Here is a 25,486-nt window from a genome sequence, read left to right on the forward strand (position 1 = left end):
AGAAGAATCGCAATGGAACTTAGAGATATGATTACAGCGATTTTGATAATATTCGCAGGTGGAAATCCTGATAAAGTATTTAAAACATAAAAAAATGGCCAGAATTTCTTCCGACCATGACTACTTTCGGGAGGCTTTTTTATTTTATTTTTTGTTCATTTCCATCACTTAAAAATATGGAAATTGCTTTTAAACTTTCTGTACGATCAGCAATTAATTTAATGATACTTGTGAAAGGTATGAATAAAATCATTCCTGCAGCTCCCCATAAGATACCACCTAGGGTAATCATAAGAATAATAGCAAAGGTGTTTATCTTTAATTTATTACCTACAATATATGGGAAAATAATATAAGCTTCTAAAACCTGAACAAAGGCAAAAACAGAAATTACACCTATAGGGTACCATATTGAATTGTAAGTAATCCAGGAAATAGTAATAGGTAAAAGTGCCGAAATCATGATACCAACATAGGGAATGAATGTAAGTATAGCAGCAATAAATCCAAACATAAATGGATGGGGAATTCCAATTATTAATAGTCCGATGCTATTGAAAATTCCAACAATTAAATAAACCAAGAGCATTCCGTTAATAAAATTATGGTAGATATTTATAGTTTCCCTTAGTATTTCAATGATTTTCTTATTTTGTTCTTTAGGAAAATAAACAAGTATTGCATTTATAAATATTTTGTGATAGTAAAGAATAAGTGCAGTAAAAACCGGAATGATTATTATATAATATAAAACATGAGAAAATGAATAAAATGAAGATTCTAAAATAGATAGTAATTGATTTTCGGAATGGTTTAGTATGTTTTCAAAAAATGAAATTTGTTCAGTATTCGTAATATTCAGGTTTTTAGAGATATAAGTGCTTATTTGATATAAGGTTTCCAGAAGTTTTGATTTAAAAGGTTCCCATTCTAAAAGAAATTCTTTAGCTTGGAAAATAAGCAAACTTAATATGCCAATTAATAAAATAAACAGAGCGGATAATGCTATACCTATTGCAATTACTGGGTGTATTTTGTTTTTTTCAAGTCGTTTGCATACAGGATAAAGGATGAAACTTACCAGAATGGCAAAACTAAGGGGGATAAAAAGAAGTTTGCCAAAATAAAGTATTAATGCCGTCAGGAAGAAATAGTGCAAGAGTTCTAAGCCTGAGATAGCATTTGTATTTTTAGTATGGCTTGATGTTTTTGGAAAAAGACTCATAAACAACAAATTATTTTTTATTAAATTAATAAAAATAATCAGATTAATAGTCTTTTAATCCTTAAAAGTTATTGTAAAAGTAGATCCCATATTTAGTTGACTCTCAAGCATGATTTGGCCTCCAAGATTAGTTACATGATTGTGTACTAAATACAATCCTATACCACTACTATCAGCGTGATCATTGAAAGTTTGGTGTAATCCAAATACTTTGTCTTTCACATTGTCAAGATCAAAGCCAATTCCGTTATCTGAAATGATTAACTGTGTACCATTATTTGTTATTTTTGAACGAATAGCAATAGTGGATAAAGTATTAGGTTGTGCATACTTAATTGAATTTGTAATTAAGTTTAGAAAAATACTTTTTAAATAAGTTTTGTTGAAATTAATTTGGTCAATTCTTGAAAAATCAATGCTAATCGTAGCCTGCGAATTTTGTATTAAAGAATTTATTGATGCTAAAACTTCGTTTAATGTGGTGCTTAAAGTAATTTCTTCTAACTGTGAGTCAGGGTTTTTATTTTTGTCATTCAGAAACTTAAAATGTTCGTTTAAATTTTCTTTTAAGGTGTCAGTAGTAGCTTTTAGAATATTAATGAATTCTAATGTTTCTTCGTTTTTAATTTCACTAATATCCATCAATTCAAGAATGCTGGTAATATTGTTTACAGGTGATCGTAAATCGTGTGCTGTAGAATAACTTAATTTCTTAAAACTCTGATTGATTTCTGTTAGTTGCTTAAGATGTAGTGTTCGTTCTTTTTCAAGCTCTTTTTTATGCGTAATGTTCTTAGCTACCGCATAAATTACTTGTTCATCTTCAACAGGGATTGAGGTCCATAACAACCAAACTACTTGTCCGCTTTTCGTTACATATCTGTTTTCAAAATCAAATAGAGGAATCAGGCTTTTTAGTTCGTTTCTAGCTGTATTTGTTTTTTCTTTGTCGTTTTTATAAACAAAACTATTGATTGGATTGGCAAATAATTCTTCGTGTGAATATTCCAATAATTTAGAAACAGCAGGATTTATTCTCTTGAAATATCCATCGTATCCAGCTATGCAAAATAGATCATGAGAGGTGTCAAAAAAACTTTCAAAATTATTAAAAACCTCAAAATTGCAAGCATTATCATTTTCTCTATTTTTTGTCATAGCATTATTTAGAAATAGTGGCTTAATACAAGTAAATAGGTTGTAAAAAAGACTTGGGGAAGTGTTTTTTACAAAAATAATTTTTTTTTAGAATTATTGAAGATGAGTTAAATAAAATTATTGTGTTTTAGTATGTTATTTTTTTATAAAAAGAAAAAAGAGATTCGTTATGCACAAACCTCTTTATGAATGATCAATATTTTTTGATTTATATTTTAAAAACACCTCCAAAAGAAATGATTTTTTGGAAAAAATAAAAATCCTGTGCCGCTTTGTCTGTTGTACTTTGAGTGGTGCGTATATCCTGCATATTGATATATCCTCCTTTTAATTCACCCTGAATAAAGAAATGTTTAAAGAAAGTAATATTCAAACCTGCTTTAGCAGATATTCCATATCCTGAAGTGTGAAAATCATCATGACGTTCTTTGCCTAGTAAAGTGGTATTTGTTTTTGGGTATAAAAATCCAAAACCAAGACCTTCCGTTAAGTTTATTTGAACTTTATCAGTATTAGGAAGTTTAAATAGAGAGGAAATGTCATCAAATCTGGAAACTTCGGTATGAACGTAATTTAAACCATCGGTATGCTCATATTTTAGGAATTCAGGTGTCATTTCCGTTAATTCATGATTGTAAGTTCCATCAAATTCAGAACCAATATTGATATTTCCGTTAACTTTAGCCATTTGATTTTGTGTCATCACATATTTCATATGATCTAAACCTACAGTTACACTATAATGGTCGTTAATGAAATATCCTAAACGGAAATTAGTTTGCGGTATGGTTATTCTAGAAGGGTTGATATAATCAATATGCCAGCCTTTAGGTTTGTCATGTGCAACCATGTCTTCAACAGTAAATCGATAACCTTCACCACTAAAAGTGACATCTGATTTAGAATAACTGTCTCTGTTTCCTCCCCAGGAAATGAAAAATTTCCCTTTATTGTGAGCGGTATATTTCTCTTGAACTTTTAGTTCTTCTTGCGCACTAAGGCAGTTTGTGAATAAGAATGCCACCAAAGCAGCAGTATATAATTTTTTCACGAAAGTTTTTTTAGAAAATTAAAATGAATTTACAGTTTTTCTGATAGCAACCAATTTGGTCATTAAATCTTCAAAATAATCCAAGTGTAGCATGTTAGCACCATCACTTTTTGCATTAGCAGGATCAAAATGCGTTTCAATGAAAATTCCATCAACACCTACAGCAATACCAGCTTTGGCAATAGTTTCAATCATATCAGGACGACCTCCGGTAACACCTGCAGTTTGGTTAGGTTGTTGTAATGAATGCGTAACATCTAATACTGTTGACGCATATTGTTGCATAGTAGGGATTCCTCTAAAATCAACAATCATATCTTGGTAGCCAAACATAGTTCCTCTATCAGTAACCATAACATTTTGATTGTTACAATCCAATACTTTTTGAACGGCATGCTTCATGCTTTCCGGACTCATAAATTGTCCTTTTTTTAAATTAACTGTTTTTCCAGTATTGGCAGCAGCCACAACTAAATCTGTTTGACGTACTAAGAAGGCAGGAATTTGTAAAACATCTACATATTGTGCGGCCATAGCTGCATCTTCATTAGTGTGGATATCAGTAACAGTTGGAACATGAAAAGTTTCAGATACTTTTCTAAGAATTTTTAAAGCTTTTTCGTCTCCAATTCCTGAAAAACTGTCAATACGTGAACGATTGGCTTTTTTAAAAGAACCTTTAAAAACGTAAGGGATTTGTAATTTATCTGTAATGCCAACAATTTTTTCAGCAATACGCAATGCCATTTCTTCTCCTTCGATGGCGCATGGACCTGAAAGTAAAAAGAAATTACCACTTTCAGTATGCTTGATTTGAGGAATATTTTGTATGTTCATAGTTGATTTTTTGAAGTTGCAAAGGTAGTTATGATTTGCGACTTTGCGATTTTATTTTTTGTTTTTTTGGGGTTTAAAAAATTTAAAAATGTGTTTTTTGCGTATTACTATTTTTTAATAGTAAGACCCATTGGACACATCAAAAAACCTTTTTCGTAAATGTTCAAGTAGAGAATAATAGGTTTTTTTTGGCCTTCCCAACGAATTTCATATGCATTTAAAAATCCAGCTCCCATAGCGGTTCTTTTTGAAGGAAAGGGGCAACAGGTTTCAATTTTTGTATAACTGATTTTTTCACCCTTAGGACCTGCCAATGCATTTAAATAGCGTTCCTCATTTAATTTTTCATTAGTAGTTGTGTAGTAAAAAATATTGATAGGGTAATCTTTGTTATAGCCGTATTTTTTGTCTTTACTGTATTCTGTAATTATAAAAGTGTTGTCTTTAGAAAGTTTTGGGATAGGGGCATTATCATTTACATTTCTTAACGTTGATTTTGTGCTAATACAGGAAGAGCTTAAAAACAGCAAAGCAATAGTGACAATCACTTTTTTAGCCACTAAAAAAGCAAATAGCCTCTTGTTTTCTTTTATCTTTTTTACTATTGTAGTTATATATTGTGACTTCATGAAGATGAATTGATTTTGATAGATTGGCTTTTAAATAGTTGTACAAAGATATTGAGAACTTCAAATTTTAAAGTGATATTTTACTTTTTTTTAAGTGAAGATTTTTTTTGGCTTTTGTAACATTTCTCACATTGCATTGAATACTTTGTATTTAAATTTGCATAAAAATAATTTATATGGAATTAATTTATCATACCTGGTCGTGGTATATTTCAGGTTTCTTAATTGGTCTAGTAATGCTGGTACTGGTTTATTTTGGGAAAACTTTTGGGATGTCGTCTAATTTGAGAACTTTATGTAGTCTGGCAGGAGCAGGAAACAAAGTAGCTTTTTTTAATTTTAATTGGAAAGCACAACGTTGGAATCTTGCTGTGGTAGCAGGAGCGATGTTAGGAGGTTTTGTAGCAACTCACTATTTGAGTGATGCTTCTAATGTTTCGTTAAATCCTAAAACGATAGAACAGCTTCAAACTATGAATATTGATGCTCCAGAAGGGAAATTAATGCCGAACGCATTGTTTGCTAAAGAAATTTTTAATTCACCTAAAAGTATCGCAATTTTGGTTTTAGGTGGGATATTGATTGGTTTTGGATCCCGTTATGCAGGTGGTTGTACTTCTGGTCATGCTATTTCCGGATTAAGTAATTTACAACTTCCTTCTTTAAAAGCGGTAATTGGCTTTTTTATAGGCGGATTGATTATGTCTCATTTTATTTTACCATTAATTCTATAAATATGTAATAGGCATATTGCTTATAACAAACAATAAATATTAAAATATGAAATTGATAAAGTTTATTTTAGTTGGATTTATTTTCGGAATTGTTTTAACTAAATCTGAGGCGGTTTCCTGGTATCGTATTTACGAAATGTTTCAGTTTCAATCTTTCCATATGTACGGAATTATTATGGTTGCAGTTGCGACGGGGGTAATTGGACTTCAGTTGATAAAAAGATTTAAGGTTAAAGATATAACTGGAGAACCAATTTGTATTGAGGATAAAGAGCCGTCAACACTGCGTTATATTATTGGCGGATTGATTTTTGGTTTAGGATGGGCATTAGCTGGTTCTTGTCCGGGGCCAATTTTTATTTTGATTGGTGCAGGATTTACAACGGTTATTATTGTTTTACTAGGGGCATTGTTAGGAACTTTCCTTTATGGTGTTGTAAAAGATAAATTGCCTCATTAATTTCTTAAGAGTAAATTTTAATTAAAAGCTATTATTACCTCATAAAAAAAACATCCGCCAAAAGCGGATGTTTTTTTATGGTAATCTTGATTAAATTATTTCAGCGCTTAAACCAGCTTCTAATAACTGCGTACATTGCGGTTTTAGCTTATCTATTGAATCAGTTTTAACAGTGCATTTACCATTATAATGTACTATTAAAGAGCATTGTTCAGCTTGTTCAGGAGTATGTTCGCATACACGCATCAAAGTTTCAATTACGTGATCAAAAGTATTTACATCGTCATTATAAAGAATAATTTCGTTGTTTTTAGATGTGACTTCTTTTACACTAACTTTTTCTTTAACTTTTTCTATCGTACTCATACTGATATTTATTTATACTTTTAAATATTTGATAATTAACAAAGTACTAATTTACGTATTTAAGTGAAACCCAGTTGTTTCTTTCGAATTTTTTAACATAAGTTAAACCTTTTTCGGTACAACAAGCATCAATTGCGGGAATGTCTTCGTTGTAAAATCCGCTTAACAATAAGGTTCCTTTTGGATTTAAACAGTCAACATAAGTTTGCATATCATTTAGCAAAATATTTCTGTTGATGTTTGCAATAATTAAATCGTATTTTTTTCCTTGTAATAATGCAGCATCACCTTCATAGACACTAATGTTCTTGCAATTGTTACGCTCGGCATTTTCAATAGAATTCAAATAACACCAGTTGTCAATATCGATGGCATCAATTGGTTGAGCGCCTTTCATTTCAGCAAGTATAGCAAGAATAGCGGTACCGCAACCCATATCTAAAGTTTTCATCCCAGTAACATCCATTTCTAGTAAATGTTGAATCATCATGTGTGTGGTTTCATGATGTCCGGTTCCAAAACTCATTTTAGGTTCAATCAAAATATCAAATTCAGCTTCCGTTTTTGGGTGAAATGGAGCTCTTACATGACATCTTCCGTCTACGTCAATAGGTTCAAAATTCTTTTCCCATTCTTCATTCCAGTTTACCTGCTCAATTTCTTCATAAGAATAGTCAATTTCAAATTCTTCGGAATGAAGAATGTTGACATTTTCCAGAATCATTTCGTCCCATAAATCTTTTTGAACAAAAGCTGAAATTCCGGTTTCTGTTTCAGTAAAACTTTCGAATGCTAATTCGCCTAATTCGGCAATTAATATTTCCGAACCCAGTTCTTTTGGTTCAATACTAAAATGATAGGCGATATAAATATTTGACATAAAAATTATTTTTTTGCAAAGGTACTATTTCTCTTTGATGAACTGAAAATAAAAAAAGCGATAAAGTAAATTATCGCTTCTAATAGTTTTGTAAAGTATATTTTTAGATCGCAGTAACAATAGCTACGAAATCATCAGCTTTTAGAGCAGCTCCACCAATAAGGCCACCGTCTACGTCTGGTTTAGAGAAAATTTCTTTAGCATTTTCAGGTTTAACTGAACCTCCGTAAAGAATAGTAGCGTTTTCAGCAATTTCTTTTCCGTAAGCTTTAAGAATTGTTTTTCTGATAAATTCGTGCATTTCCTGTGCTTGTTCTGGAGAAGCAGTTTCACCTGTTCCAATAGCCCAAACTGGTTCGTAAGCTAAAACGATTTTATTCCATGATTTAGCATCCACTTGGAACAAACCATCTTTTAATTGGTTTTCAACAATGTTGAAATGATTTCCTGACTGACGGTCTTTTAATTCTTCACCAAAGCAAAAAATTACAGTCATATCATGTTTTAATGCAGTATTAACTTTATCAGCAATTAAAGCATCACTTTCGTGAAAAATTGCTCTACGCTCAGAGTGACCAAGGATTACAGTATTTACACCAACTCCAGTTAACATATCAGCAGAAATTTCTCCTGTAAAAGCACCACTTTCAGTTTGGTGAACGTTTTGAGCTGAAACACTGATGTTTGTTCCTTTTAATTGGTTTACTGCTGCAGCTAAGTTTACAAATGTAGGTGCAACAATTACTTGTGCTGTTGTATTTGCAGGGACTTTTGCGATTAATTCACTTAATAATTCACTAGTTTGTGCTGCATTTTTGTGCATTTTCCAGTTTCCTGCTACAATTTTCTTTCTCATTGTCGTTGTTATATTTGAATTTTGTTTTTACTAAATTTTAAATTGTTTCTTTTTCTAATCGATCCAGAGTCGCATTGACTTTTTCAAAATCAGTCTCTACAGCACGGTATATTACAATTTTTCCTTTTTTGTCGATCACGATGCATCTAGGAATCCAATCTAAATCTATTGCTTTGGCAAATACTCCTTTCATTTGATCTTTTGCCATATAATGCTGTCCTTTCAATTGGTATCTTTCAATTCCGTTTTTCCATTTTTCGGCATTATCATCCATTGAAATATAGACATAATTTGTTTCAGGATGTGATTCTTGTAACTCTTTCATCCTTGGCATTTCTTTGACGCAGTCACGACACCAAGTTGCCCAGACTTTAATAACTAGATTTTTTCCTTTGTTTTGAGCTAAAATATTTTTGAAAGCAATCTCACTTCCATTCGTATTTAATACTTTTTCAGCTAAAGCTTCTTCAGAAAAAGCTGATTTTTGAGCATTTGATTTTGAACAAGAAATTGTTGCAAAAACGAATAATAATAAAATAGTATTTTTTAATTTTTTCATCGTTCCAAAGTTAAAATAAACAATTTGATTGTAATTTAGAGATAGCTGTTTTTTGAAATTTATCATATAAAATAACAAAAACTAATTTTTGAGTTATAAAAATATAAATGAAAACGTAATAGTTTGTCAGAATTGATTCAATCAAATAATTCGATTTCAAAGTTTATTTAAAAAAAGCATTAAAAAGGATTCTTTCTAATTGTTTTTTGATGCTTTTTGAGTTTTAAAAAAGCTCACAAACGACTTTTAATGTCTTAAGTGAGCTTTCAATTATTATAATTTTAAATCTTTAATATCGTTGTAATGAACTTTTTGTTTGATGGTTCCTTTGTTCAAAATTACAATACTTGGATTAGCTCGTTCGATTGTTTTTAGTGCAATAGCATCACAACTATAAAAATCAAATTTCAGATTGTATTTTTTTTGAGCTTTTTCAATTTCTGCCTTGGACGAATTAGTCATACCAACTACTTTGTATCCTTTGACAGAAGCTTCATTATATAGTGAAGCTAATTTTATCATACCTTCTTCTTTGGATAAAGTTAAATCATATGTTACAATCATTAAAAGTTTTGGTTCCAGAAGCAATTCGTCTTTATAATCTGAATCGTCTTTTGTCATTGTAAAATCGTGGATAGGTGGTATATAGCCCTGACTGATGATTTTGTCTTTTCGGTCTACAAATTCAGCGCCTTCCGGAAGATTCATTAAATCTTTTTCAGTGAATTCTTTCAGAGCTCCGTTTACTTTATAAATAAATACCATTTCTACAACTGGAGTAGGTGCACCTTGTGGAATTCTCATTCCTTTTTGAATGTTGTTGCCTACTTTGTAAGGACGAAAATCAATTATTGGTAAATGATTTAAAACTAAATATGCTATAAAAATACTAATTGCTAAACTTAAATATACAATGGCATTTTGAAAACTATTATTATTAAATAGCGGTTTGATGCGCTTTTGATTTATGTATAAAATCAGGATGAAACCTAAAAGAATAACATCTTTAGTGAAAGATTCCCATGGAGTTAGGTGCAAGGCATCTCCAAAGCATCCACAATCTTTAACTACATCAAAATAAGCAGAATAGAAAGTAAGGAAAGTGAAAAATACAATCATTAACAATAAGCTCCAAATTGTAAATTTAGACTTGTAACCTATAAGTAACATAACGCCTAAAACTACTTCTACAATGACTAAAAATACAGCTAAATAGAGGCAATACGGAGTTAAAAAAGGAAGATTAAAAACGGGTTCGCTGAAATACTCAGTTAATTTATAAGAGAAACCTACTGGGTCATTTAATTTGATTAATCCGGAGATAATAAAAAGGATACCAACAAATAAACGTGAAAATTGGCTGATGAAATTTTTCATGATAATTATTTGTTATTAGTGAAATTCATTAAGATTAATGCAAAAACTGAGTAGTTAATCATGTCTTGGTAATTAGCATCTATACCTTCTGAAACGATTGTTTTACCCTTGTTGTCTTCAATTTGTTTTACACGAAGTAGTTTTTGAAGAATTAAATCGGTCAATGAACTTACTCTCATATCACGCCAAGCTTCACCATAATCATGATTTTTAGCTTCCATTAAATCTTTGGTCAGTTTTACTTTGGCATCATATAATTCAGAAGCTTTTTCAACATTCAAATCGGGCTGATCTACAACTCCCAATTCTAATTGAATTAAAGCCATAATCGAATAATTGATAATTCCGATAAATTCGCTTGACTCATCTTCGTCTACTTTTCGAACTTCGTTTTCTTGTAAACTACGAATACGTTGTGCTTTGATAAAAATTTGATCAGTTAGAGATGGTAAACGTAAAATGCGCCAGGCACTACCATAATCCTGCATTTTATTAACGAATAAGGAACGACAAATTTCAATTACCTTATCGTATTCTTGAGAAGTGTTCTTCATTATTATTGCTGTATATTTGTCTAAAAATTTTTCCAAAAATAGGGATTAAATTTAAAATGTTTGAAACTTGAAAGTTTAAAGTTCTCATAAAAAAAATGTTTTTAATGAGTTGAATTGAAAACTTTAAGGTTTGAATCAAAAAACAATGAAAAAATGACAATAAACTGCAAAGGACAGCTCATAGATATATCACAACCTAAAGTGATGGGAATTTTAAATATTACTCCTAATTCTTTTTTTGACGGTGGTAAATATGCAACTGAGGAAGAAATTATTACCAAAGTTGAAAAAATGCTTGATGAAGGTGCAACTTTTATTGATATTGGAGCTTATTCCAGTAAACCCAGTGCCGAATTTGTTACTGAAGAAGAAGAATTAAATCGAATTGTTCCTGTTGTTCAATTATTAGTAAAACATTTTCCAAATATTCTAATTTCTATTGATACCTTTAGAAGTAAAGTTGCCAGCGCTTGTATTGAAAACGGAGCGGCAATAATTAATGATATTTCGGCTGGAAATCTTGATGATAAAATGTTGGAAGTAGTTGCGCATTATCAGGTTCCGTATATTATGATGCACATGCGAGGAACGCCTCAAACGATGCAAAGTATGACAACTTATCAGGATATTGTGAAAGAAATGTTGTTCTACTTTTCAGAAAAAATAGCGCAGGCAAGAAGTTTAGGGATAAATGATTTGATTGTTGATCCTGGTTTTGGATTTGCAAAAACGATAGAACAAAATTACGAAGTGATGCAAAAATTGAGTTTGTTTCATAATTTTACATTACCTGTTTTAGTTGGTATTTCCAGAAAATCGATGATTCATAAAGCTTTATCAATTTCAGCAGATGAAGCTTTAAATGGAACTACGTTTTTAAATACCATTGCTTTAACTAAAGGTGCACAAATATTGCGTGTACATGATGTAAAAGAGGCTGTTGCATGTATAAAATTGTTTGAAAAACTGAATGCTTAAAAATGAAATATTTTAGTCTTATCGCAATTCTTTTTTTGATTTCCTGCGGAAGTAAAGAAGATGTATTACTTCCTAAATCAGATACAACTGTTGTTAGTAATGTTGAGGATCATTCGCCAATTTATATCTTTTTTAGAAACGAAGGAAAAGATACTTTGGCTGAAGTGAATCGAAAAAACAGTATCATTACGACCAATTGGATTTTTAACATAGACAAGCGTTTACCGTTACGATTAGTTATTCCTGAAGTCATAAAATTGCAGGAGAAAAAACGTAATGAAAAAGCACATCAAAATGAAAAAGCCGAGAATTATTACTCTTATGCTGATATAGTAAAAGAAAATTTAGCTTTTTTACCATTTACTAAAGTGTATTATAAAATGGCTAAGCCTAAGAAAAATGATTTTGTTATTTATTTTAAAAAAGGCAATGCTTTGGTTTCTCTAAACGGGAAAAATGTCAAAAAATCAGACTTACTACAGGAGTTTTTTAGCATTCAGTTTATTCTAAAACCTCGAATTGTTGTTCAGTTTGATAAGAATATGTCCTACGGAGAATACATCGAAAATAAAATCTTGTTGCGAAAATTTGACTTGTACAGTACCAATCCAATTTCGGTGAATGAATTTATTTTTTGATGATAATTGTAAGTTGATAGCTTACTGCATTCTGAACACTGAACACTGCTTACTGATGATGATAAGGTTCATTTCTTAGAATTGTAAAACCGCGGTACAATTGTTCGATAAAAAATAAACGAACCATTTGGTGTGAAAAAGTCATTTTAGAAAGTGAAATTTTTCCTTGTGCTTTAGCATAAACTGTTTCCGAAAATCCATAAGGCCCGCCAATTACAAAAACCAGGGTTTTGATTCCCGAGTTCATTTTCTTTTGTAATTCTTCCGAAAATCCAACGCTGGAAAAGTTTTTTCCATTTTCATCCAATAAAATCAATTGGTCAGAGGGACCAATTTTGGACAAAATCAATTCACCTTCTTTTTCTTTTTGTTGATTTTCCGATAAGTTTTTTACATTCTTGATGTCAGGAATAATTTCTAACTCAAATTTGATATAGAATGACAATCGTTTGGTGTAATCATCAATTAAGCTTTGCAAAGCTTTATTATCTGTTTTGCCTATGGCGATGAGTTTGATGTTCATTTTGAGGATGATTTTCGAAGCTGCAAAGATATTAAACTAACTTACTTTTTAATTATTTCGGATTATTGGTTGTAATAACAAAAACAATCAATATTTCGTTAGTGGTGTTAATTAGCGAATGAAAACCTTCACCACTCATGGCGGTAATACTGCCTTTTGTTAGTGTTTTTTTTCTGATAATTCCGTCTTTTTTAGTCATTTCGGTGTATTCGCCTTCTCCATGCATGACAATATAAAGTTCTTCTTCATGACGAGTGCCATGAGTATGAAATCCAGCTTCGTCACCTTTGTTGCAAAAAACCATGTAAGCCCCAATACGGTTATTAGTTAATTCGCCCTCGTCAAACATTTGTAGTAAATAGACAATTCCTTTTCCTCCGTACATTGGGTCGCGTTTGTCAACTCTAACAACAGTTCTTTCAGGTTTGTTAAACGGTGTTACACTTAAATCAATGTATTGCGATACCAATTCGATTATTTTGGCGTTTTCATTTTCAGGAGATAAAGTAGACATTGTAGTTGTATTTTTTTTCAAATGTAAAACATATTTTTTATGGATTTGTCTTCCAAAACAATTTAGAAAAAAGAATAGTGGAAAAGACTACAGATTCGCAGATTTATTTTGTAAAAAGTAAATTTTTAGGATTTTATAAAATTTAATTTGAGTTCATTTTATTTGAATTGTTTTGTTCTTAATATAAATCTGCGAATCAGCGGTAGAAAAAAACTTATGTGTTTGCTATAAGTGAAACAGAAACAAATTTTAGAATACACAAAATATGTCCTACTTTAGCAAGAAAAAAATTTCAGGTAAAAAATGATTAGCGAAGCACAATTTCAAAACGAGTTAGAATTATTAATTGCAAATGCCATTAGAGAAGATGTAGGAGATGGCGATCACAGTTCGTTAGCTTGTATTCCTGCTGAAGCTCAAGGAAAAGCAAAACTTTTGGTAAAGGATAACGGAATTATTGCCGGTGTTGAATTTGCAAAAATGATTTTTAATTATGTGGATGCTAATTTGAAAGTCGAAACTTTTATTGAGGATGGAACTCCAGTGAAATTTGGTGATGTTGTTTTTCATGTCTCGGGTAGTTCTCAGTCTATTTTAAAGGCAGAACGCATGGTTTTGAATTCGATGCAAAGAATGTCGGCTATTGCAACTAAAACGAATAGCTACGTGAAATTGCTTGAAGGAACGAATACTAAAATTTTAGATACTCGTAAAACTACTCCGGGTTTTCGTGTGGCCGAAAAATGGGCAGTAAAAATAGGAGGAGGAGAGAATCATCGTTTTGCGTTGTATGATATGGTGATGCTGAAAGACAATCATATTGATTTTGCAGGTGGAATTGGATTGGCCATAGCCAAAACCAAAGCCTATTTGAAAGAAACCAACCGTGATTTGAAAATTATCGTAGAGGCCAGAGATCTTGATGAAGTAAAACAAATTGTGGAAGCCGGCGGTGTTTTTCGTATTCTTTTGGATAATTTTGATTACGAAATGACCAGAGAAGCGGTTGCCTTTATAGGAAATGCATCAATGACGGAATCATCAGGAAATATTAATGAAGACACTATTCGTCATTATGCGGAATGCGGGGTAAATTATATTTCTTCGGGTGCTTTGACGCATTCTATTTATAATATGGACTTGAGTTTAAAGGCAATCGAATAATTTTCTTTGTAAAAGTTAGCGTTAATGTCAGTAGAGATAGAAATAAAACTTCAGAAAATCCCTTTGATACGCAATTTTGTGCGTTGGTCAAAAAAAGTAAAACTCAAGTGGCTCAGTGGATTATCGTTGTATGATTTGTTAGAATTGTACATTCTGGGAATTACAGAGGCGGCTTTGTCAAACCGTGCGGGATCTATTGCGTTTAGTTTTTTTATGGCGTTGTTTCCATTTGCACTTTTTATTTTGAACCTTATCCCTTTTATACCTATTGAAGGATTTCAGGATGATTTTCTCGATTTTGTTGCTGATGGTGTGCCACCCAATACTTTTTATGCCATTAAAAATATTATTAATGATATTTTACACAATAGTCATTCCGGTTTAGTTTCTTCGGGATTTTTATTGTCTATTTTTTTAATGGCTAATGGTTTAAATGCAATTTTAGGAGGGTTTGAAAATTCTAAGCATGTATTGGTAAAAAGAGGTTTTTTTCATCAGTATTTTGTCGCTATTGGTATGTCGTTGTTTTTAGCTTTTTTGTTAATTATAACCGTGGCGATTATCGTTGTTTTTGAAGTTTTTATTCAGCAGTTGAATGCCAGAGATTATTTAAGTGAAAATATTCCGTTAATAGTTGTTGGGCGTTATGCGTTCCTTGTTTTAATGATTTTAATAACAACATCGGTACTTTTTAAATTTGGAACTAAAAATCAGGAGGATCGCTCCTTTATTTCAATAGCTTCTGTCTTTACTACAGTTTTAACAATTATAAGTTCCTATTTTTTTGGTGTTTGGGTAATCCGATTTTCAAAATACAATGAACTTTATGGTTCTATTGGGACCTTGTTGATTGTCATGTTTTACATCTGGATCAATTGCATGATTTTATTATTGGGGTTTGAACTGAATGAGGTTATCAATAAACTAAAGAAAAGAAAAGAACAACATCTGCAATAAAGCAGATGAACTTTTAATATTAAGAGATTAAGCAATAATTGATGTATTTTGTTGAAGTAATTTTACCGTTAGCTCTGGCTAAAACTTTTACTTATAGTATTTCGGAGGCTGAGTATCATTACATTCAAAAAGGAATGCGAATTGCTGTTCCTTTTGGAAAAAGCAAAATTTTAACTGCATTGGCAGTGGATATACATCAAAATAAACCCACTTTATACCAAGCCAAAGAAATTCATCAAATTCTGGACGAAAAACCAATAGTTACTGATAATCAAATCAAACATTGGCAATGGATTGCATCTTATTATATGTGTGCGATTGGTGATGTGTATCGTAATGCTATTCCTAGTGCTTTGTTGTTAGAAAATGAAACCTTAATTACTCAAAATGCGGGCACTTTTGTTGATGAAAGGGAACTTTCTGACGATGAGTTTTTAATTTATCAGGCTTTACAACAGCAATCTTCATTAAAAGTCCAGGATATAATTGGGATTTTGAATAAGAAAAATATATTTCCTATTATTCAAAAGCTAATTGATAAAAATGTGGTGGTTTTGCAGGATGAAATTCAGGAATCCTATAAACCTAAATTAGTTCGTTATATTCGTTTGCATTCTAAATATGATTCGAATGAAGGCTTGAGTGAATTGTTAGCTGTTTTAAAAAATGCTAATAAGCAAAAAGAAATTGTGTTGACTTATTTTCAGTTAAGTGCCACTAATCATAAAAAGCCAATTTCGGTTAAAGAATTGACAGAAGTTTCTAATTCCTCTTCGGCTGTTATAAAAGCTTTAATTGATAAAGAAATTTTTGAGGATTATCATCTTCAGGAAGATCGGGTGAATTATACCGGAGATTCTGATGATAGCTTGTTACAATTAAGTGAAGTACAATTAAAGGCTTTTGATGAAATTAAATCAAGTTTTTTAGAAAAAGAAGTATGTCTTTTGCACGGCGTGACTTCTAGCGGAAAAACGGAAATTTATATAAAACTCATTGAAGAGTATTTGGCAACAGGAAAACAAGTTTTGTATTTGTTACCTGAAATTGCATTGACAACACAATTGGTCTCCCGATTACAGGCTTATTTTGGAAACAAAGTAGCTGTTTTTCATTCAAAATATAATAATAATGAGCGGGTAGAAGTTTGGAATCAGCTGTTGCAAAATTCAGAGAAAGCGCAAATTGTAATTGGAGCGAGGTCGGCTTTGTTTTTACCATTCTCTAATTTAGGTTTCATAATTGTTGATGAAGAACATGAGCAGACTTTTAAACAAGTCGATCCTGCGCCAAGATATCATGCTCGGGATGCAGCTATAGTATTAGCTAATTTTTTTCAGGCCAAAGTTGTATTGGGTTCGGCTACGCCAAGTTTGGAATCTTATTATAATACATCAATTGGAAAATACGGTTTAGTCGAACTTAAAAACCGTTACGCTAATGTGAGAATGCCGGAAATTGTTTTGGTGGATTTGAAAGACAAATATTTCCGTAAACGTATGACAGGGCATTTTAGTGATGTTTTGATTGATGGGATAACAGAAGCTCTGTCTTTAGGAGAACAGGTTATTTTATTTCAAAACAGACGTGGTTATTCTCCTTTATTAGAATGTATGACTTGTGGCCATGTTCCACAATGTCAGCAATGTGATGTGAGTTTGACGTATCATAAACACCGCAATGAATTGCGATGTCATTATTGTGGTTATTCGATTGCTAAGCCTACACGCTGCCATAGTTGTTCCGGAATTGACTTGACAACAAAAGGTTTTGGTACAGAGCAAATTCAACAAGAATTGGTGCAATTATTTCCTGAGCGAAAAATTGGGCGTATGGACCAGGATACAACCAGAGGTAAATTTGGGTTTGAAAAAATTATTGATAGTTTCAAAAACAGGGAAATCGATATTATGGTGGGTACTCAAATGCTTGCTAAAGGTTTAGATTTTGACAACGTGAGTCTTGTTGGGATTATGAATGCAGATAATATGTTGTATCATCCTGATTTTAGAGCCTTTGAAAGAAGTTATCAAACCATGACTCAAGTGGCAGGACGTGCTGGACGTTCAGAAAAACAAGGTAAAGTAATTATTCAAACCTATAATCCTAATCATAATACAATCCAACAGGTGACGAATAATGATTATATAGGTATGTATAAGGAACAACTTTATGATCGTTTGATTTATAAATATCCTCCATACTTTAGAATTATAAAAGTTACTTTAAAGCATCGAGATTTTAATAAATTAAAAGAAGGTTCGTTGTGGTTGTATCAAGTTTTGTTTCAAAATTTAGGTATTCCGGTTCTTGGGCCTGAAGAGCCAGCAATAAACCGAATCAGAAATGAATATATTCGGACAATAATGATCAAAATTCCTCAGGAATCTTCAATAGTAAGCACAAAAAAAACTATCCAAAAAATATTGAATAGTTTTGATAGTGTTGCGCATTTTAGAGCAATAAAAGTTACATTAAATGTAGATTTTTACTAAATCTATTAAGCGTAAGAAAGTGCTTTAATTAAGTCTTCTTTTTTGTTTCTGCTCAATGGAATTTTTGTTGGTCCAATTTCTGCAAATTTACTGTTGAAACGTTCTACTTTGTCAATATTGATAATGTAGGATTTGTGAACGCGAACAAATTTCTTTTTGGGTAAATCATTTTCAAACGACTTCATAGTAGAAAGTACTAAATGACTATCGTCTTCTGTAACTACTCTTACATAGTCTCCAAAAGCTTCAATCCATTTAATTCTGGCTGTGAAGATTTTTAATTTTTTCAAATTACTTTTGATGAATATGTGTTCACCTTCTTCCTCTTTAGTATCCTGTCTTAGTGCGTGTAAATCGATAGCTCTTTTTACAGAAGCATTAAATCGGTCTACAGCGATAGGTTTTTGTAGATAGTCGGTAGCATCATAATCAAAAGCTTTGATTGCATATTCAGCTTTAGATGTAATGAAAATAATTTGAGGTTTTGTTTTTAGACCGTCTAAAAAATCAAATCCACTAATTACCGGCATTTCTATGTCAAGAAATATTAAGTCTACACTATGCACCGACATACAACTTTTTGCTTCAATAGCATTAGAAAAATCACCTATTAAATGTAGGTTTGGGTGATTATTCACTAACTTTGCGATGATCATTCTTTGTATCGAACTATCATCTACAACGACACAATTAAGTTTCATATTTTTTTGAATTTAAGATTTGGCTTAGTAAAAGTATTGTAAAATATTTATAAAAACTAATGTTTGTCGGTTTTTTTTGCAATACAACGAATAAAGTTGGTTTTTGTTTTTTTATTCGGATTATTTATTTACTTTTGCACCCTTATTTAACAAAATAAATTATTTCTTATGAATCATTATGAAACTGTTTTCATTTTAAATCCCGTTTTATCTGACGTTCAGGTAAAGGAAACAGTAAGCAAATTTGAAGATTTTCTTACTAGTAGAGGAGCAGAAATGGTAGCTAAAGAGGATTGGGGTCTTAAAAAAATGGCTTACGAAATCCAAAACAAAAAATCTGGTTTTTACCACTTGTTCGAATTCAAAGTTGCTCCTGAAGTATTAGTAGCTTTTGAAACTGAATTTAGACGTGACGAAAGAGTTATGCGTTTCTTAACTGTAAGTCTTGACAAACACGCTATCTCTTGGGCTGAAAGAAGAAGAGCAAAACTTAAATCTCAAAAAGCTTAATTATCATGGCAACATTACAACAATCTGCTTCAGGAAAAAAAGACGGAGATATCAGATATCTTACTCCTTTAAATATTGAAACTAACAAAACTAAAAAGTATTGTCGTTTCAAAAAATCTGGAATCAAATACATCGATTATAAAGATGCTGATTTCTTATTGAAATTTGTTAACGAGCAAGGTAAAATTTTGCCACGTCGTTTAACTGGTACTTCTTTGAAATACCAAAGAAAAGTGTCTGTAGCTGTTAAGAGAGCTCGTCACTTAGCATTAATGCCATATGTGGCTGACTTATTAAAGTAATAATATTAATTAAGTTGTTGTCCCGATACAATCGGGACTAACTTCTAAAATACAAGGACAACAACATGGAACTTATTTTAAAGAAAGACGTTCAAAACTTAGGTTTTAAAGATGATATCGTAACTGTAAAAAACGGATACGGACGTAACTACTTAATCCCACAAGGATTTGCTCAATTAGCAACTTCTTCTGCAAAAAAAGTATTAGCGGAAAACTTAAAACAAAGAGCGCACAAAGAGGCTAAAATTATTGCTGATGCAAAAGCTATTGCTGAAGCTTTAAAAGCTCTTGAAATCAAAATTTCTGCTAAAGCAGGTGGTGAAAAATTATTTGGTTCAATCACAAATATTGACATCGTTGAAGCTTTAGAGAAAGCTGGTCAAACTATCGAAAGAAAATTCATCACTAGTGGTGTTGTTAAACGTACTGGAAAATATTCAGCTACTGTAAGATTACACAGAGATGTTATCGTTGAGTTACCATACGAAATTGTAGCTGAAAAAGCTTAATTTCTTATTACTTATATTGAAATCCCGATGCAAATCGGGATTTTTTTTTTAATCTGAATTTATTTCAGATTCTTTTTTATATCATTAATTTGCATCTTAATAAGAAGATGCTGAAATAAATTCAGCATAAATGAAATATTCTAGATTAACAAAAGAACAGTTTGAAGAATTGCATCCTGAATTTGTAAACTTTTTAGCTACGCAATCTATTGATAAGGCGGAATGGGATAAAATAAAGGAAGAAAAACCAGAAGTTGCTGAGCAAGAATTGGATGTTTTCTCAGATTTGATTTGGGAAGGTGTTTTGTCTAAAGCGGAATATTTAGAGCATTTTTCTAAAAATCATATCTTCCTTTTTCAGGCTTTTGATACGCATGTGCAGTCAATTGTTTTAAAGTCGTTGGTTGCTGATGTTGATTTTTTGACTAAAGAAGGTTTGCAATGGTTAAGTGATAATATGTTTACGGAAACTATTGAAATGAAAGTAGGGAAAAAAGTATTTACAGAGGAGCGAAATGCTTCAATTTTTTCGTTAATTCAACAAGGTGCATTTTTAAGTGACGGACAATTATTTAAACAAATAAATTCGATTATAGAATCGTAATTTAACTGTTGTTTTTTATTTAAATTGGTTATTTTAGTGGGCTGTTCGCAGAAACTAAAATGACCAATTTTTTTATATGACCGTATTAGATACCATTCAAAAATTAAGAGACGAGCTTAATCTTCATAATTATAATTATTATGTGTTGGATAATCCAACTATATCTGATTATGAGTTTGATATAAAATTAAAAGAGCTTCAGAATTTAGAAAATAATCATCCGGAATATTTTGATGCAAATTCGCCAACCCAAAGAGTGGGAGGAACGATTACCAAAAATTTTCAAACAGTTGCTCATACTTATCGTATGTATTCTTTGGATAATTCTTATTCAAAAGAGGATTTGCTGGATTGGGAAACTAGAATTCAAAAAGTTTTAGGAGATGTTTCTTTGGAATATACTTGTGAATTGAAATACGATGGTGCGTCTATTAGTATTACATATGAAAACGGTAAATTAGTTCGAGCCGTTACTCGTGGTGATGGTTTTCAGGGTGATGATGTCACCAATAATATCAAAACGATTAAATCGATTCCGTTGCAGTTAAAAGGGAATGGATTTCCAGAGCGTTTTGATATTCGCGGGGAAATCATTTTGCCTTTTGCAGGATTTGAAAAAATGAATCAGGAACTGATAGAAATAGGAGAAACACCATATTCAAATCCCCGAAATACAGCTTCTGGTAGTTTAAAATTACAGGATAGTGCTGAAGTTGCTAAACGACCATTAGAATGCTTGTTGTATTTTGTAACAGGAGAAAAACTACCGTTTAATTCACAGTTTGAAGGTTTGGAATCTGCAAGAGAATGGGGTTTTAAAGTTCCTAAAGAAGCAAAAATTGCTGATAATCTACAAGCGGTTTTTGATTTTATTGATTATTGGGATGTGCATCGTCATGATTTGCCATACGAAACAGATGGGGTAGTTATAAAGGTAAATAGTATACAATATCAAGAGGAATTAGGTTATACAGCTAAATCACCACGTTGGGCAATAGCGTATAAGTTCAAGTCTGAGCAAGTTGCAACACGATTAGAATCGATTTCGTATCAAGTAGGGAGAACTGGAGCAATCACGCCTGTGGCTAATCTGGAACCGGTACAATTGGCGGGAACTATTGTAAAACGTGCTTCTTTACATAATGCGGATCAAATTGAAAAATTAGATATTCGAATTGGTGATACGGTTTTTGTTGAAAAAGGAGGGGAGATTATACCTAAAATTATTGAAGTTGATTTGGCTAAGCGACCGGAAAATTTGGTTCCTACGGTTTATATCAGTCATTGTCCGGAATGTCAAACAGAATTGGTTCGAAACGAAGGAGAGGCTAATCATTATTGTCCTAATTTTTACGGTTGTTCTCCACAAATTATAGGTAGAATACAGCATTTTATTTCCCGAAAAGCAATGGATATTGAAGGGCTTGGTGGAGAAACGGTTGCGTTGTTATATAATAATCATTTGGTTCAAAATTATGCCGATTTATATGAACTGACAGTTGAGCAAATTTTACCATTGGAACGAATGGCGCAAAAATCGGCGGAGAATTTAGTTAATGGTGTTAAAAAATCTACAGCTATTCCGTTTGAAAGTGTGTTGTATGCTTTAGGAATTCGTTATGTAGGTGAAACCGTTGCGAAGAAATTGGCTAAGCATTATAAAAATATCGATGCTTTGCGACAGGCTTCATTGATGGATTTGATTTTAGTTGATGAAATTGGTGAAAGAATTGCTCAAAGTGTAATTGATTTTTTTGAAAATGAACAAAATAAAATCATCATTGAACGATTAAAGAGCTTTGGTGTTCAGTTTGAAATTGTTGAAAAAGTCAATCTGAATGCAACAAATATATTTGAGGGAAAAACCTTTGTGGTTTCGGGAGTTTTTACTCAATTTTCCCGTGATGAACTTAAAACTGCTATAGAGGATAACGGTGGAAAGGTAGGTAGTTCTATTTCTTCCAAAACAGATTTTGTAGTGGCTGGGGATAATATGGGCCCTGCCAAATTAGAAAAAGCAAATAAATTGAATATTCCAATAATTTCAGAAACTGATTTTATGAATATGATTGCAATTACATAATTGTAACTATGTAATTTCTGATAAGCTTACAGAACGAAGAAAATAGTGTTAAGAATTTAACAAAAAGTTTTAATTCGTCATATTACTTTTTTAGATTTGCCGGCTTTAGTGTGACTTAATTAATTAATTTTGTTTGCTTATAAAGACAATTTATGTTTTTAGATTTCTTAAAAAGTTTTTCGGTAAAGAAAATAATAAAAAACAGCTTACTTAATGTTAAGAATGGCTCTTTTTTAAGTGATATAAAAACAGTAGGCTTGATTGTAGATGAAAGTTATTTTAAAGATACAGCATCTTTAATTAATGAAATTGTTCTTAATGGAATTAAAAAAGAGAACATTGAATTGTTGCTTTTTAAAAGTAAAGTTCATGCTGATTTTGGAATTCGAACCATTAATTTAGAGTCTAGTCATTTAAATAGAAAAGCTCAAATTACAAATAAGGAAGTGAGTGATTTTATTGAAAAGGATTTTGATTTATTAATAAATTATTTTGATGTTGAAAAAGCCATATTGTTGGTAGCTTCACATCAATCGAAAGCTAAATTTAAAGTTGGTTTTTCGAGTGTAGATAAACGCCTTAATGATTTGATTATTAATACTAATCTGGGGAATTGTAAGGTTTTTGTTCAGGAATTATTTAGATATTTAAAAATATTAAACAAAAAATAGAAATTATAAACATGCAATCATTAATAGGAACTGGTGTTGCTCTTGTGACTCCTTTCAAAGAAGATTTTTCAATTGATACCGAAGCTTTAACAAGAATTGTAAATTTTTCTGTCGATGGAGGAGTTGAGTATCTCGTAATTTTAGGGACAACTGCTGAAAATGCAACGCTTACCAGTGACGAAAAAGAATTAGTAATTCAAACTGTCGTTGAGGCTAATAATGGTCGTTTACCATTGGTTTTAGGTGTGGGTGGAAATAACACGATGAAAGTGGTTGAAGAGTTAAAGACTAGAGATATGTCTCCGTATGTTGCAATTCTTTCTGTTTCTCCATATTATAATAAGCCAACTCAAGAAGGGATTTATCAGCATTTCAAAGCAATTGCTGAGGCTTCGCCGCTACCAGTAATTCTTTATAATGTTCCTGGAAGAACTTCAAGTAATATGTCTCCTAAAACAGTTTTGCGATTAGCTAATGATTTTGAAAACATTGTAGCTATTAAAGAGGCTGCTGGCGATATTGTTCAGGTGATGCAATTGTTAAAAGATAAACCAGCTGATTTTCTTGTCATTTCAGGAGATGATATGACTGCCTTAGCTTCAGTATTGGCAGGTGGTTCAGGAGTTATTTCGGTAATTGGTCAAGGCTTTCCAAAAGAATTTTCTGAAATGATTCGTTTAGGTTTGAATCGTAAAGTTGATGAGGCTTATAAATCGCAGTATTTGTTGTCGGATATTATTGATATGATTTTTGAGCAAGGTAATCCTGCCGGAATTAAGCATGTTTTTCAGGTATTAGGTCTTGCAGATAATACAGTGCGTTTACCATTGGTAACTATTGATGAAGATTTGCAAGAAAGGATAGCTGAATTTGTAAATAAAATAGATAAATAGTAGCTTTTTGCAGGTATTTTTTTAGACTAAGAAATATTTTGTATTCGCTAAATTAATAACTAAATTTGCCACCGAAACTTCGGTATGATTTTTTATAGGCTTTAGTAAGCTTGTATAAGTAAAACAAACGATAAAATGAAAAAAATTGTATCCTTATTGCTTCTTGTTGTTCTTTTTGGTTCTTGTAACGAATATCAAAAGGCATTAAAAAGTGAAGATGTTTCGGTAAAGTATAAAATGGCTGATACTTTGTATGCGCAGGCTAAATATTCAAAAGCATTACGTCTTTTTGAGCAAATAGCTCCGGAATTTAGAGGGAAACCTCAGGCTGAAAAAATGTTTTATATGTATGCACAGTCTTACTATAAAACAAAACAATATTATTTGGCAGCCTATCAATTTGAAAGTTTTGCTTCAGGTTATCCAAAAAGTGCTAAAATACAGGAAGCTTCTTTTTTAGGAGCTAAAAGTTATGCTATTTTGTCACCAGTTTATAGTTTAGATCAGGCAGATACTTTTAAAGCGATTGAAAAATTGCAGGCTTTTATTGATCGTTTTCCAAATTCAGAATATTTAACTGAAGCGAATGGTTTAACCAAATCATTGTCGGATAAGATTGAGAAAAAAGTTTACGAAAACGCCAAAGGTTATAATACAATTTCTGATTTTAAATCAGCTTTAGTCGCTTTTGATAATTTTATAATTGATTATCCTGGTACTAAATTTAAAGAAGATGCTTTGTATTATAAATTTGATTCAGCATATCAATTAGGTATTAATAGTGTACCTGAGAAAATGAAAGAAAGGCTTAATGTTGCTAAAGCTTCGTATCAAACTTTAATTAAATTTAAAGCTGATACAAAATACAAAGAAAAAGCAGACGAGATGTATGCTCGTGTTGAACAAGAATTACAAAAATATACTAAATAATTATAAGTCATGGATTTAAAAAAGACGAATGCTCCAGTAAATACAATAACGTATAATAAAACGCTTATTGAACAACCTACTGGAAATGTGTATGAAGCAATTACCATTATGGCTAAAAGAGCAAACCAAATCAATTCTGAAATCAAAAAAGAATTGACTGAAAAATTGGAAGAGTTTGCAACATATAATGATAGTCTTGAAGAAGTTTTTGAAAATAAAGAACAAATCGAGGTTTCTAAATTCTATGAAAAATTACCAAAACCACATGCTCTTGCAGTTCAAGAATGGTTAGATGGTAAAATTTATTACAGAGAATCAAACAAATAAG

General features: G+C 31.5%; 30 protein-coding genes. 16 read left to right on the forward strand and 14 right to left on the reverse strand.

Translation table 11 applies throughout. The annotated features are described in order from the left end of the window. Nucleotides 1–139: 139 nt before the first annotated feature. The 5 genes from AAEO59_RS06360 to AAEO59_RS06380 all read right to left on the reverse strand — a co-directional run bounded on the left by AAEO59_RS06360 (nt 140) and on the right by AAEO59_RS06380 (nt 4,900). The gene (locus tag AAEO59_RS06360) at nt 140–1,225 is read right to left on the reverse strand and encodes an AI-2E family transporter (RefSeq protein WP_341699901.1); all 1,086 of its coding nucleotides are present in this window, start codon (nt 1,223–1,225) and stop codon (nt 140–142) included. Between the two features lie 54 nt (nt 1,226–1,279). Beyond that, nucleotides 1,280–2,383 (reverse strand): PAS domain-containing sensor histidine kinase, encoded by a 1,104-nt coding sequence (locus AAEO59_RS06365; protein WP_341699902.1) that lies wholly within the window; start codon nt 2,381–2,383, stop codon nt 1,280–1,282. Nucleotides 2,384–2,591: 208 nt separating this feature from the next. Then, nucleotides 2,592–3,434 carry a hypothetical protein gene (locus tag AAEO59_RS06370; protein ID WP_341699903.1) on the reverse strand — a complete coding sequence of 281 codons (843 nt, stop codon included), beginning with the start codon at nt 3,432–3,434 and terminating at the stop codon, nt 2,592–2,594. A gap of 18 nt (nt 3,435–3,452) precedes the next feature. Then, a complete protein-coding gene (kdsA, locus tag AAEO59_RS06375) occupies nt 3,453–4,271 on the reverse strand; it encodes a 3-deoxy-8-phosphooctulonate synthase (protein WP_341699904.1) in 819 nt (272 codons plus the stop codon). Nucleotides 4,272–4,378: 107 nt separating this feature from the next. Then, nucleotides 4,379–4,900, reverse strand: a complete 522-nt coding sequence (locus AAEO59_RS06380) for a 2-dehydro-3-deoxyphosphooctonate aldolase (RefSeq protein ID WP_341699905.1) — start codon at nt 4,898–4,900, stop codon at nt 4,379–4,381. A 176-nt stretch (nt 4,901–5,076) separates the two neighbouring features. Between AAEO59_RS06380 and AAEO59_RS06385 the strand changes: the two genes are divergently transcribed. Continuing rightward, on the forward strand, nt 5,077–5,634 hold the full coding sequence (locus tag AAEO59_RS06385; protein WP_341699906.1) for a YeeE/YedE family protein: 558 nt from the start codon (nt 5,077–5,079) through the stop codon (nt 5,632–5,634). Between the two features lie 46 nt (nt 5,635–5,680). Continuing rightward, complete coding sequence (locus AAEO59_RS06390; protein ID WP_341699907.1) at nt 5,681–6,094, forward strand: DUF6691 family protein; 414 nt, start codon at nt 5,681–5,683, stop codon at nt 6,092–6,094. Between the two features lie 90 nt (nt 6,095–6,184). Here AAEO59_RS06390 and AAEO59_RS06395 read toward each other — a convergent pair whose 3' ends face one another. From AAEO59_RS06395 to AAEO59_RS06420, 6 genes are all read right to left on the reverse strand, one after another. After that, nucleotides 6,185–6,460, reverse strand: a complete 276-nt coding sequence (locus tag AAEO59_RS06395; protein ID WP_341699908.1) for an ATP-dependent Clp protease adaptor ClpS — start codon at nt 6,458–6,460, stop codon at nt 6,185–6,187. Nucleotides 6,461–6,506: 46 nt separating this feature from the next. Beyond that, nucleotides 6,507–7,340, reverse strand: coding sequence for a 50S ribosomal protein L11 methyltransferase (prmA, locus tag AAEO59_RS06400; RefSeq protein ID WP_341699909.1), 834 nt, complete (start codon nt 7,338–7,340; stop codon nt 6,507–6,509). Between the two features lie 103 nt (nt 7,341–7,443). Then, entirely contained in the window at nt 7,444–8,196 is a 753-nt protein-coding gene (gene tpiA, locus AAEO59_RS06405; protein WP_341699910.1) for a triose-phosphate isomerase, read from the reverse strand. 37 nt (nt 8,197–8,233) lie between these two features. Beyond that, nucleotides 8,234–8,755 (reverse strand): TlpA family protein disulfide reductase, encoded by a 522-nt coding sequence (locus tag AAEO59_RS06410; protein WP_341699911.1) that lies wholly within the window; start codon nt 8,753–8,755, stop codon nt 8,234–8,236. 273 nt (nt 8,756–9,028) lie between these two features. Continuing rightward, nucleotides 9,029–10,132 (reverse strand): BT_3928 family protein, encoded by a 1,104-nt coding sequence (locus AAEO59_RS06415; RefSeq protein WP_341699912.1) that lies wholly within the window; start codon nt 10,130–10,132, stop codon nt 9,029–9,031. A 5-nt stretch (nt 10,133–10,137) separates the two neighbouring features. Then, nucleotides 10,138–10,686 (reverse strand): DUF1599 domain-containing protein, encoded by a 549-nt coding sequence (locus AAEO59_RS06420; protein ID WP_341699913.1) that lies wholly within the window; start codon nt 10,684–10,686, stop codon nt 10,138–10,140. Between the two features lie 153 nt (nt 10,687–10,839). Here AAEO59_RS06420 and folP point away from each other — a divergent pair, with 153 nt between their 5' ends. Further along, nucleotides 10,840–11,664 carry a dihydropteroate synthase gene (folP, locus tag AAEO59_RS06425; RefSeq protein ID WP_341699914.1) on the forward strand — a complete coding sequence of 275 codons (825 nt, stop codon included), beginning with the start codon at nt 10,840–10,842 and terminating at the stop codon, nt 11,662–11,664. Nucleotides 11,665–11,666: 2 nt separating this feature from the next. Further along, on the forward strand, nt 11,667–12,302 hold the full coding sequence (locus AAEO59_RS06430) for a hypothetical protein (protein WP_341699915.1): 636 nt from the start codon (nt 11,667–11,669) through the stop codon (nt 12,300–12,302). 49 nt (nt 12,303–12,351) lie between these two features. Here AAEO59_RS06430 and rlmH read toward each other — a convergent pair whose 3' ends face one another. Together rlmH and AAEO59_RS06440 are read right to left on the reverse strand one after the other, a co-directional pair. Continuing rightward, nucleotides 12,352–12,825 carry a 23S rRNA (pseudouridine(1915)-N(3))-methyltransferase RlmH gene (gene rlmH / locus AAEO59_RS06435; RefSeq protein ID WP_341699916.1) on the reverse strand — a complete coding sequence of 158 codons (474 nt, stop codon included), beginning with the start codon at nt 12,823–12,825 and terminating at the stop codon, nt 12,352–12,354. A gap of 52 nt (nt 12,826–12,877) precedes the next feature. Continuing rightward, nucleotides 12,878–13,339 (reverse strand): hypothetical protein, encoded by a 462-nt coding sequence (locus AAEO59_RS06440; RefSeq protein WP_341699917.1) that lies wholly within the window; start codon nt 13,337–13,339, stop codon nt 12,878–12,880. Nucleotides 13,340–13,642: 303 nt separating this feature from the next. Between AAEO59_RS06440 and nadC the strand changes: the two genes are divergently transcribed. Genes nadC through priA form a run of 3 tightly spaced genes read left to right on the forward strand, consistent with a single transcriptional unit; the run spans nt 13,643 to nt 17,955 of the window. After that, nucleotides 13,643–14,503, forward strand: coding sequence for a carboxylating nicotinate-nucleotide diphosphorylase (gene nadC, locus AAEO59_RS06445; protein ID WP_341699918.1), 861 nt, complete (start codon nt 13,643–13,645; stop codon nt 14,501–14,503). 24 nt (nt 14,504–14,527) lie between these two features. Continuing rightward, nucleotides 14,528–15,460 carry a YihY/virulence factor BrkB family protein gene (locus tag AAEO59_RS06450; RefSeq protein ID WP_341699919.1) on the forward strand — a complete coding sequence of 311 codons (933 nt, stop codon included), beginning with the start codon at nt 14,528–14,530 and terminating at the stop codon, nt 15,458–15,460. Between the two features lie 41 nt (nt 15,461–15,501). Next, nucleotides 15,502–17,955, forward strand: coding sequence for a replication restart helicase PriA (gene priA, locus AAEO59_RS06455; protein WP_341699920.1), 2,454 nt, complete (start codon nt 15,502–15,504; stop codon nt 17,953–17,955). Between the two features lie 5 nt (nt 17,956–17,960). Here priA and AAEO59_RS06460 read toward each other — a convergent pair whose 3' ends face one another. Continuing rightward, nucleotides 17,961–18,656, reverse strand: a complete 696-nt coding sequence (locus AAEO59_RS06460) for a LytR/AlgR family response regulator transcription factor (protein WP_341699921.1) — start codon at nt 18,654–18,656, stop codon at nt 17,961–17,963. Nucleotides 18,657–18,824: 168 nt separating this feature from the next. Between AAEO59_RS06460 and rpsF the strand changes: the two genes are divergently transcribed. The 9 genes from rpsF (at nt 18,825) to AAEO59_RS06505 (ending at nt 25,485) form a co-directional block, all read left to right on the forward strand. Next, nucleotides 18,825–19,166, forward strand: a complete 342-nt coding sequence (rpsF, locus tag AAEO59_RS06465; protein ID WP_278035532.1) for a 30S ribosomal protein S6 — start codon at nt 18,825–18,827, stop codon at nt 19,164–19,166. Between the two features lie 5 nt (nt 19,167–19,171). Continuing rightward, the gene (gene rpsR / locus AAEO59_RS06470; RefSeq protein ID WP_007138295.1) at nt 19,172–19,468 is read left to right on the forward strand and encodes a 30S ribosomal protein S18; all 297 of its coding nucleotides are present in this window, start codon (nt 19,172–19,174) and stop codon (nt 19,466–19,468) included. Nucleotides 19,469–19,533: 65 nt separating this feature from the next. Continuing rightward, nucleotides 19,534–19,977 carry a 50S ribosomal protein L9 gene (rplI, locus tag AAEO59_RS06475; RefSeq protein ID WP_341699922.1) on the forward strand — a complete coding sequence of 148 codons (444 nt, stop codon included), beginning with the start codon at nt 19,534–19,536 and terminating at the stop codon, nt 19,975–19,977. Between the two features lie 130 nt (nt 19,978–20,107). Beyond that, entirely contained in the window at nt 20,108–20,581 is a 474-nt protein-coding gene (locus AAEO59_RS06480) for a DUF6495 family protein (RefSeq protein WP_341699923.1), read from the forward strand. 76 nt (nt 20,582–20,657) lie between these two features. Then, nucleotides 20,658–22,664 (forward strand): NAD-dependent DNA ligase LigA, encoded by a 2,007-nt coding sequence (gene ligA / locus AAEO59_RS06485; RefSeq protein WP_341699924.1) that lies wholly within the window; start codon nt 20,658–20,660, stop codon nt 22,662–22,664. A 152-nt stretch (nt 22,665–22,816) separates the two neighbouring features. After that, on the forward strand, nt 22,817–23,335 hold the full coding sequence (locus AAEO59_RS06490; RefSeq protein ID WP_341699925.1) for a DUF6913 domain-containing protein: 519 nt from the start codon (nt 22,817–22,819) through the stop codon (nt 23,333–23,335). Between the two features lie 11 nt (nt 23,336–23,346). Next, a complete protein-coding gene (gene dapA / locus AAEO59_RS06495) occupies nt 23,347–24,228 on the forward strand; it encodes a 4-hydroxy-tetrahydrodipicolinate synthase (RefSeq protein ID WP_341699926.1) in 882 nt (293 codons plus the stop codon). A 135-nt stretch (nt 24,229–24,363) separates the two neighbouring features. Next, the gene (locus tag AAEO59_RS06500) at nt 24,364–25,158 is read left to right on the forward strand and encodes an outer membrane protein assembly factor BamD (protein WP_341699927.1); all 795 of its coding nucleotides are present in this window, start codon (nt 24,364–24,366) and stop codon (nt 25,156–25,158) included. Nucleotides 25,159–25,167: 9 nt separating this feature from the next. Further along, complete coding sequence (locus AAEO59_RS06505; RefSeq protein WP_278035539.1) at nt 25,168–25,485, forward strand: DNA-directed RNA polymerase subunit omega; 318 nt, start codon at nt 25,168–25,170, stop codon at nt 25,483–25,485. The last annotated feature ends 1 nt before the right edge of the window (nt 25,486 follow it).

This window comes from Flavobacterium flavipallidum (assembly GCF_038289905.1).
In the GTDB taxonomy this organism is placed as follows: domain Bacteria; phylum Bacteroidota; class Bacteroidia; order Flavobacteriales; family Flavobacteriaceae; genus Flavobacterium; species Flavobacterium flavipallidum.

Coding starts and splice junctions, on each gene's coding strand:
- AAEO59_RS06450 (WP_341699919.1), top strand. CDS start 14,528: ATGTCAGTAGAGATAGAAATAAAACTTCAGAAAATCCCTTTGATACGC.
- rplI (WP_341699922.1), top strand. CDS start 19,534: ATGGAACTTATTTTAAAGAAAGACGTTCAAAACTTAGGTTTTAAAGAT.
- rpsF (WP_278035532.1), top strand. CDS start 18,825: ATGAATCATTATGAAACTGTTTTCATTTTAAATCCCGTTTTATCTGAC.
- prmA (WP_341699909.1), bottom strand. CDS start 7,340: ATGTCAAATATTTATATCGCCTATCATTTTAGTATTGAACCAAAAGAA.
- AAEO59_RS06480 (WP_341699923.1), top strand. CDS start 20,108: ATGAAATATTCTAGATTAACAAAAGAACAGTTTGAAGAATTGCATCCT.
- AAEO59_RS06360 (WP_341699901.1), bottom strand. CDS start 1,225: ATGAGTCTTTTTCCAAAAACATCAAGCCATACTAAAAATACAAATGCT.
- rlmH (WP_341699916.1), bottom strand. CDS start 12,825: ATGAACATCAAACTCATCGCCATAGGCAAAACAGATAATAAAGCTTTG.
- AAEO59_RS06385 (WP_341699906.1), top strand. CDS start 5,077: ATGGAATTAATTTATCATACCTGGTCGTGGTATATTTCAGGTTTCTTA.
- AAEO59_RS06430 (WP_341699915.1), top strand. CDS start 11,667: ATGAAATATTTTAGTCTTATCGCAATTCTTTTTTTGATTTCCTGCGGA.
- AAEO59_RS06395 (WP_341699908.1), bottom strand. CDS start 6,460: ATGAGTACGATAGAAAAAGTTAAAGAAAAAGTTAGTGTAAAAGAAGTC.
- AAEO59_RS06410 (WP_341699911.1), bottom strand. CDS start 8,755: ATGAAAAAATTAAAAAATACTATTTTATTATTATTCGTTTTTGCAACA.
- priA (WP_341699920.1), top strand. CDS start 15,502: ATGTATTTTGTTGAAGTAATTTTACCGTTAGCTCTGGCTAAAACTTTT.
- ligA (WP_341699924.1), top strand. CDS start 20,658: ATGACCGTATTAGATACCATTCAAAAATTAAGAGACGAGCTTAATCTT.
- AAEO59_RS06380 (WP_341699905.1), bottom strand. CDS start 4,900: ATGAAGTCACAATATATAACTACAATAGTAAAAAAGATAAAAGAAAAC.
- rpsR (WP_007138295.1), top strand. CDS start 19,172: ATGGCAACATTACAACAATCTGCTTCAGGAAAAAAAGACGGAGATATC.
- nadC (WP_341699918.1), top strand. CDS start 13,643: ATGATTAGCGAAGCACAATTTCAAAACGAGTTAGAATTATTAATTGCA.
- AAEO59_RS06440 (WP_341699917.1), bottom strand. CDS start 13,339: ATGTCTACTTTATCTCCTGAAAATGAAAACGCCAAAATAATCGAATTG.
- dapA (WP_341699926.1), top strand. CDS start 23,347: ATGCAATCATTAATAGGAACTGGTGTTGCTCTTGTGACTCCTTTCAAA.
- AAEO59_RS06420 (WP_341699913.1), bottom strand. CDS start 10,686: ATGAAGAACACTTCTCAAGAATACGATAAGGTAATTGAAATTTGTCGT.
- kdsA (WP_341699904.1), bottom strand. CDS start 4,271: ATGAACATACAAAATATTCCTCAAATCAAGCATACTGAAAGTGGTAAT.
- AAEO59_RS06390 (WP_341699907.1), top strand. CDS start 5,681: ATGAAATTGATAAAGTTTATTTTAGTTGGATTTATTTTCGGAATTGTT.
- folP (WP_341699914.1), top strand. CDS start 10,840: ATGACAATAAACTGCAAAGGACAGCTCATAGATATATCACAACCTAAA.
- AAEO59_RS06505 (WP_278035539.1), top strand. CDS start 25,168: ATGGATTTAAAAAAGACGAATGCTCCAGTAAATACAATAACGTATAAT.
- AAEO59_RS06365 (WP_341699902.1), bottom strand. CDS start 2,383: ATGACAAAAAATAGAGAAAATGATAATGCTTGCAATTTTGAGGTTTTT.
- tpiA (WP_341699910.1), bottom strand. CDS start 8,196: ATGAGAAAGAAAATTGTAGCAGGAAACTGGAAAATGCACAAAAATGCA.
- AAEO59_RS06500 (WP_341699927.1), top strand. CDS start 24,364: ATGAAAAAAATTGTATCCTTATTGCTTCTTGTTGTTCTTTTTGGTTCT.
- AAEO59_RS06460 (WP_341699921.1), bottom strand. CDS start 18,656: ATGAAACTTAATTGTGTCGTTGTAGATGATAGTTCGATACAAAGAATG.
- AAEO59_RS06415 (WP_341699912.1), bottom strand. CDS start 10,132: ATGAAAAATTTCATCAGCCAATTTTCACGTTTATTTGTTGGTATCCTT.
- AAEO59_RS06490 (WP_341699925.1), top strand. CDS start 22,817: ATGTTTTTAGATTTCTTAAAAAGTTTTTCGGTAAAGAAAATAATAAAA.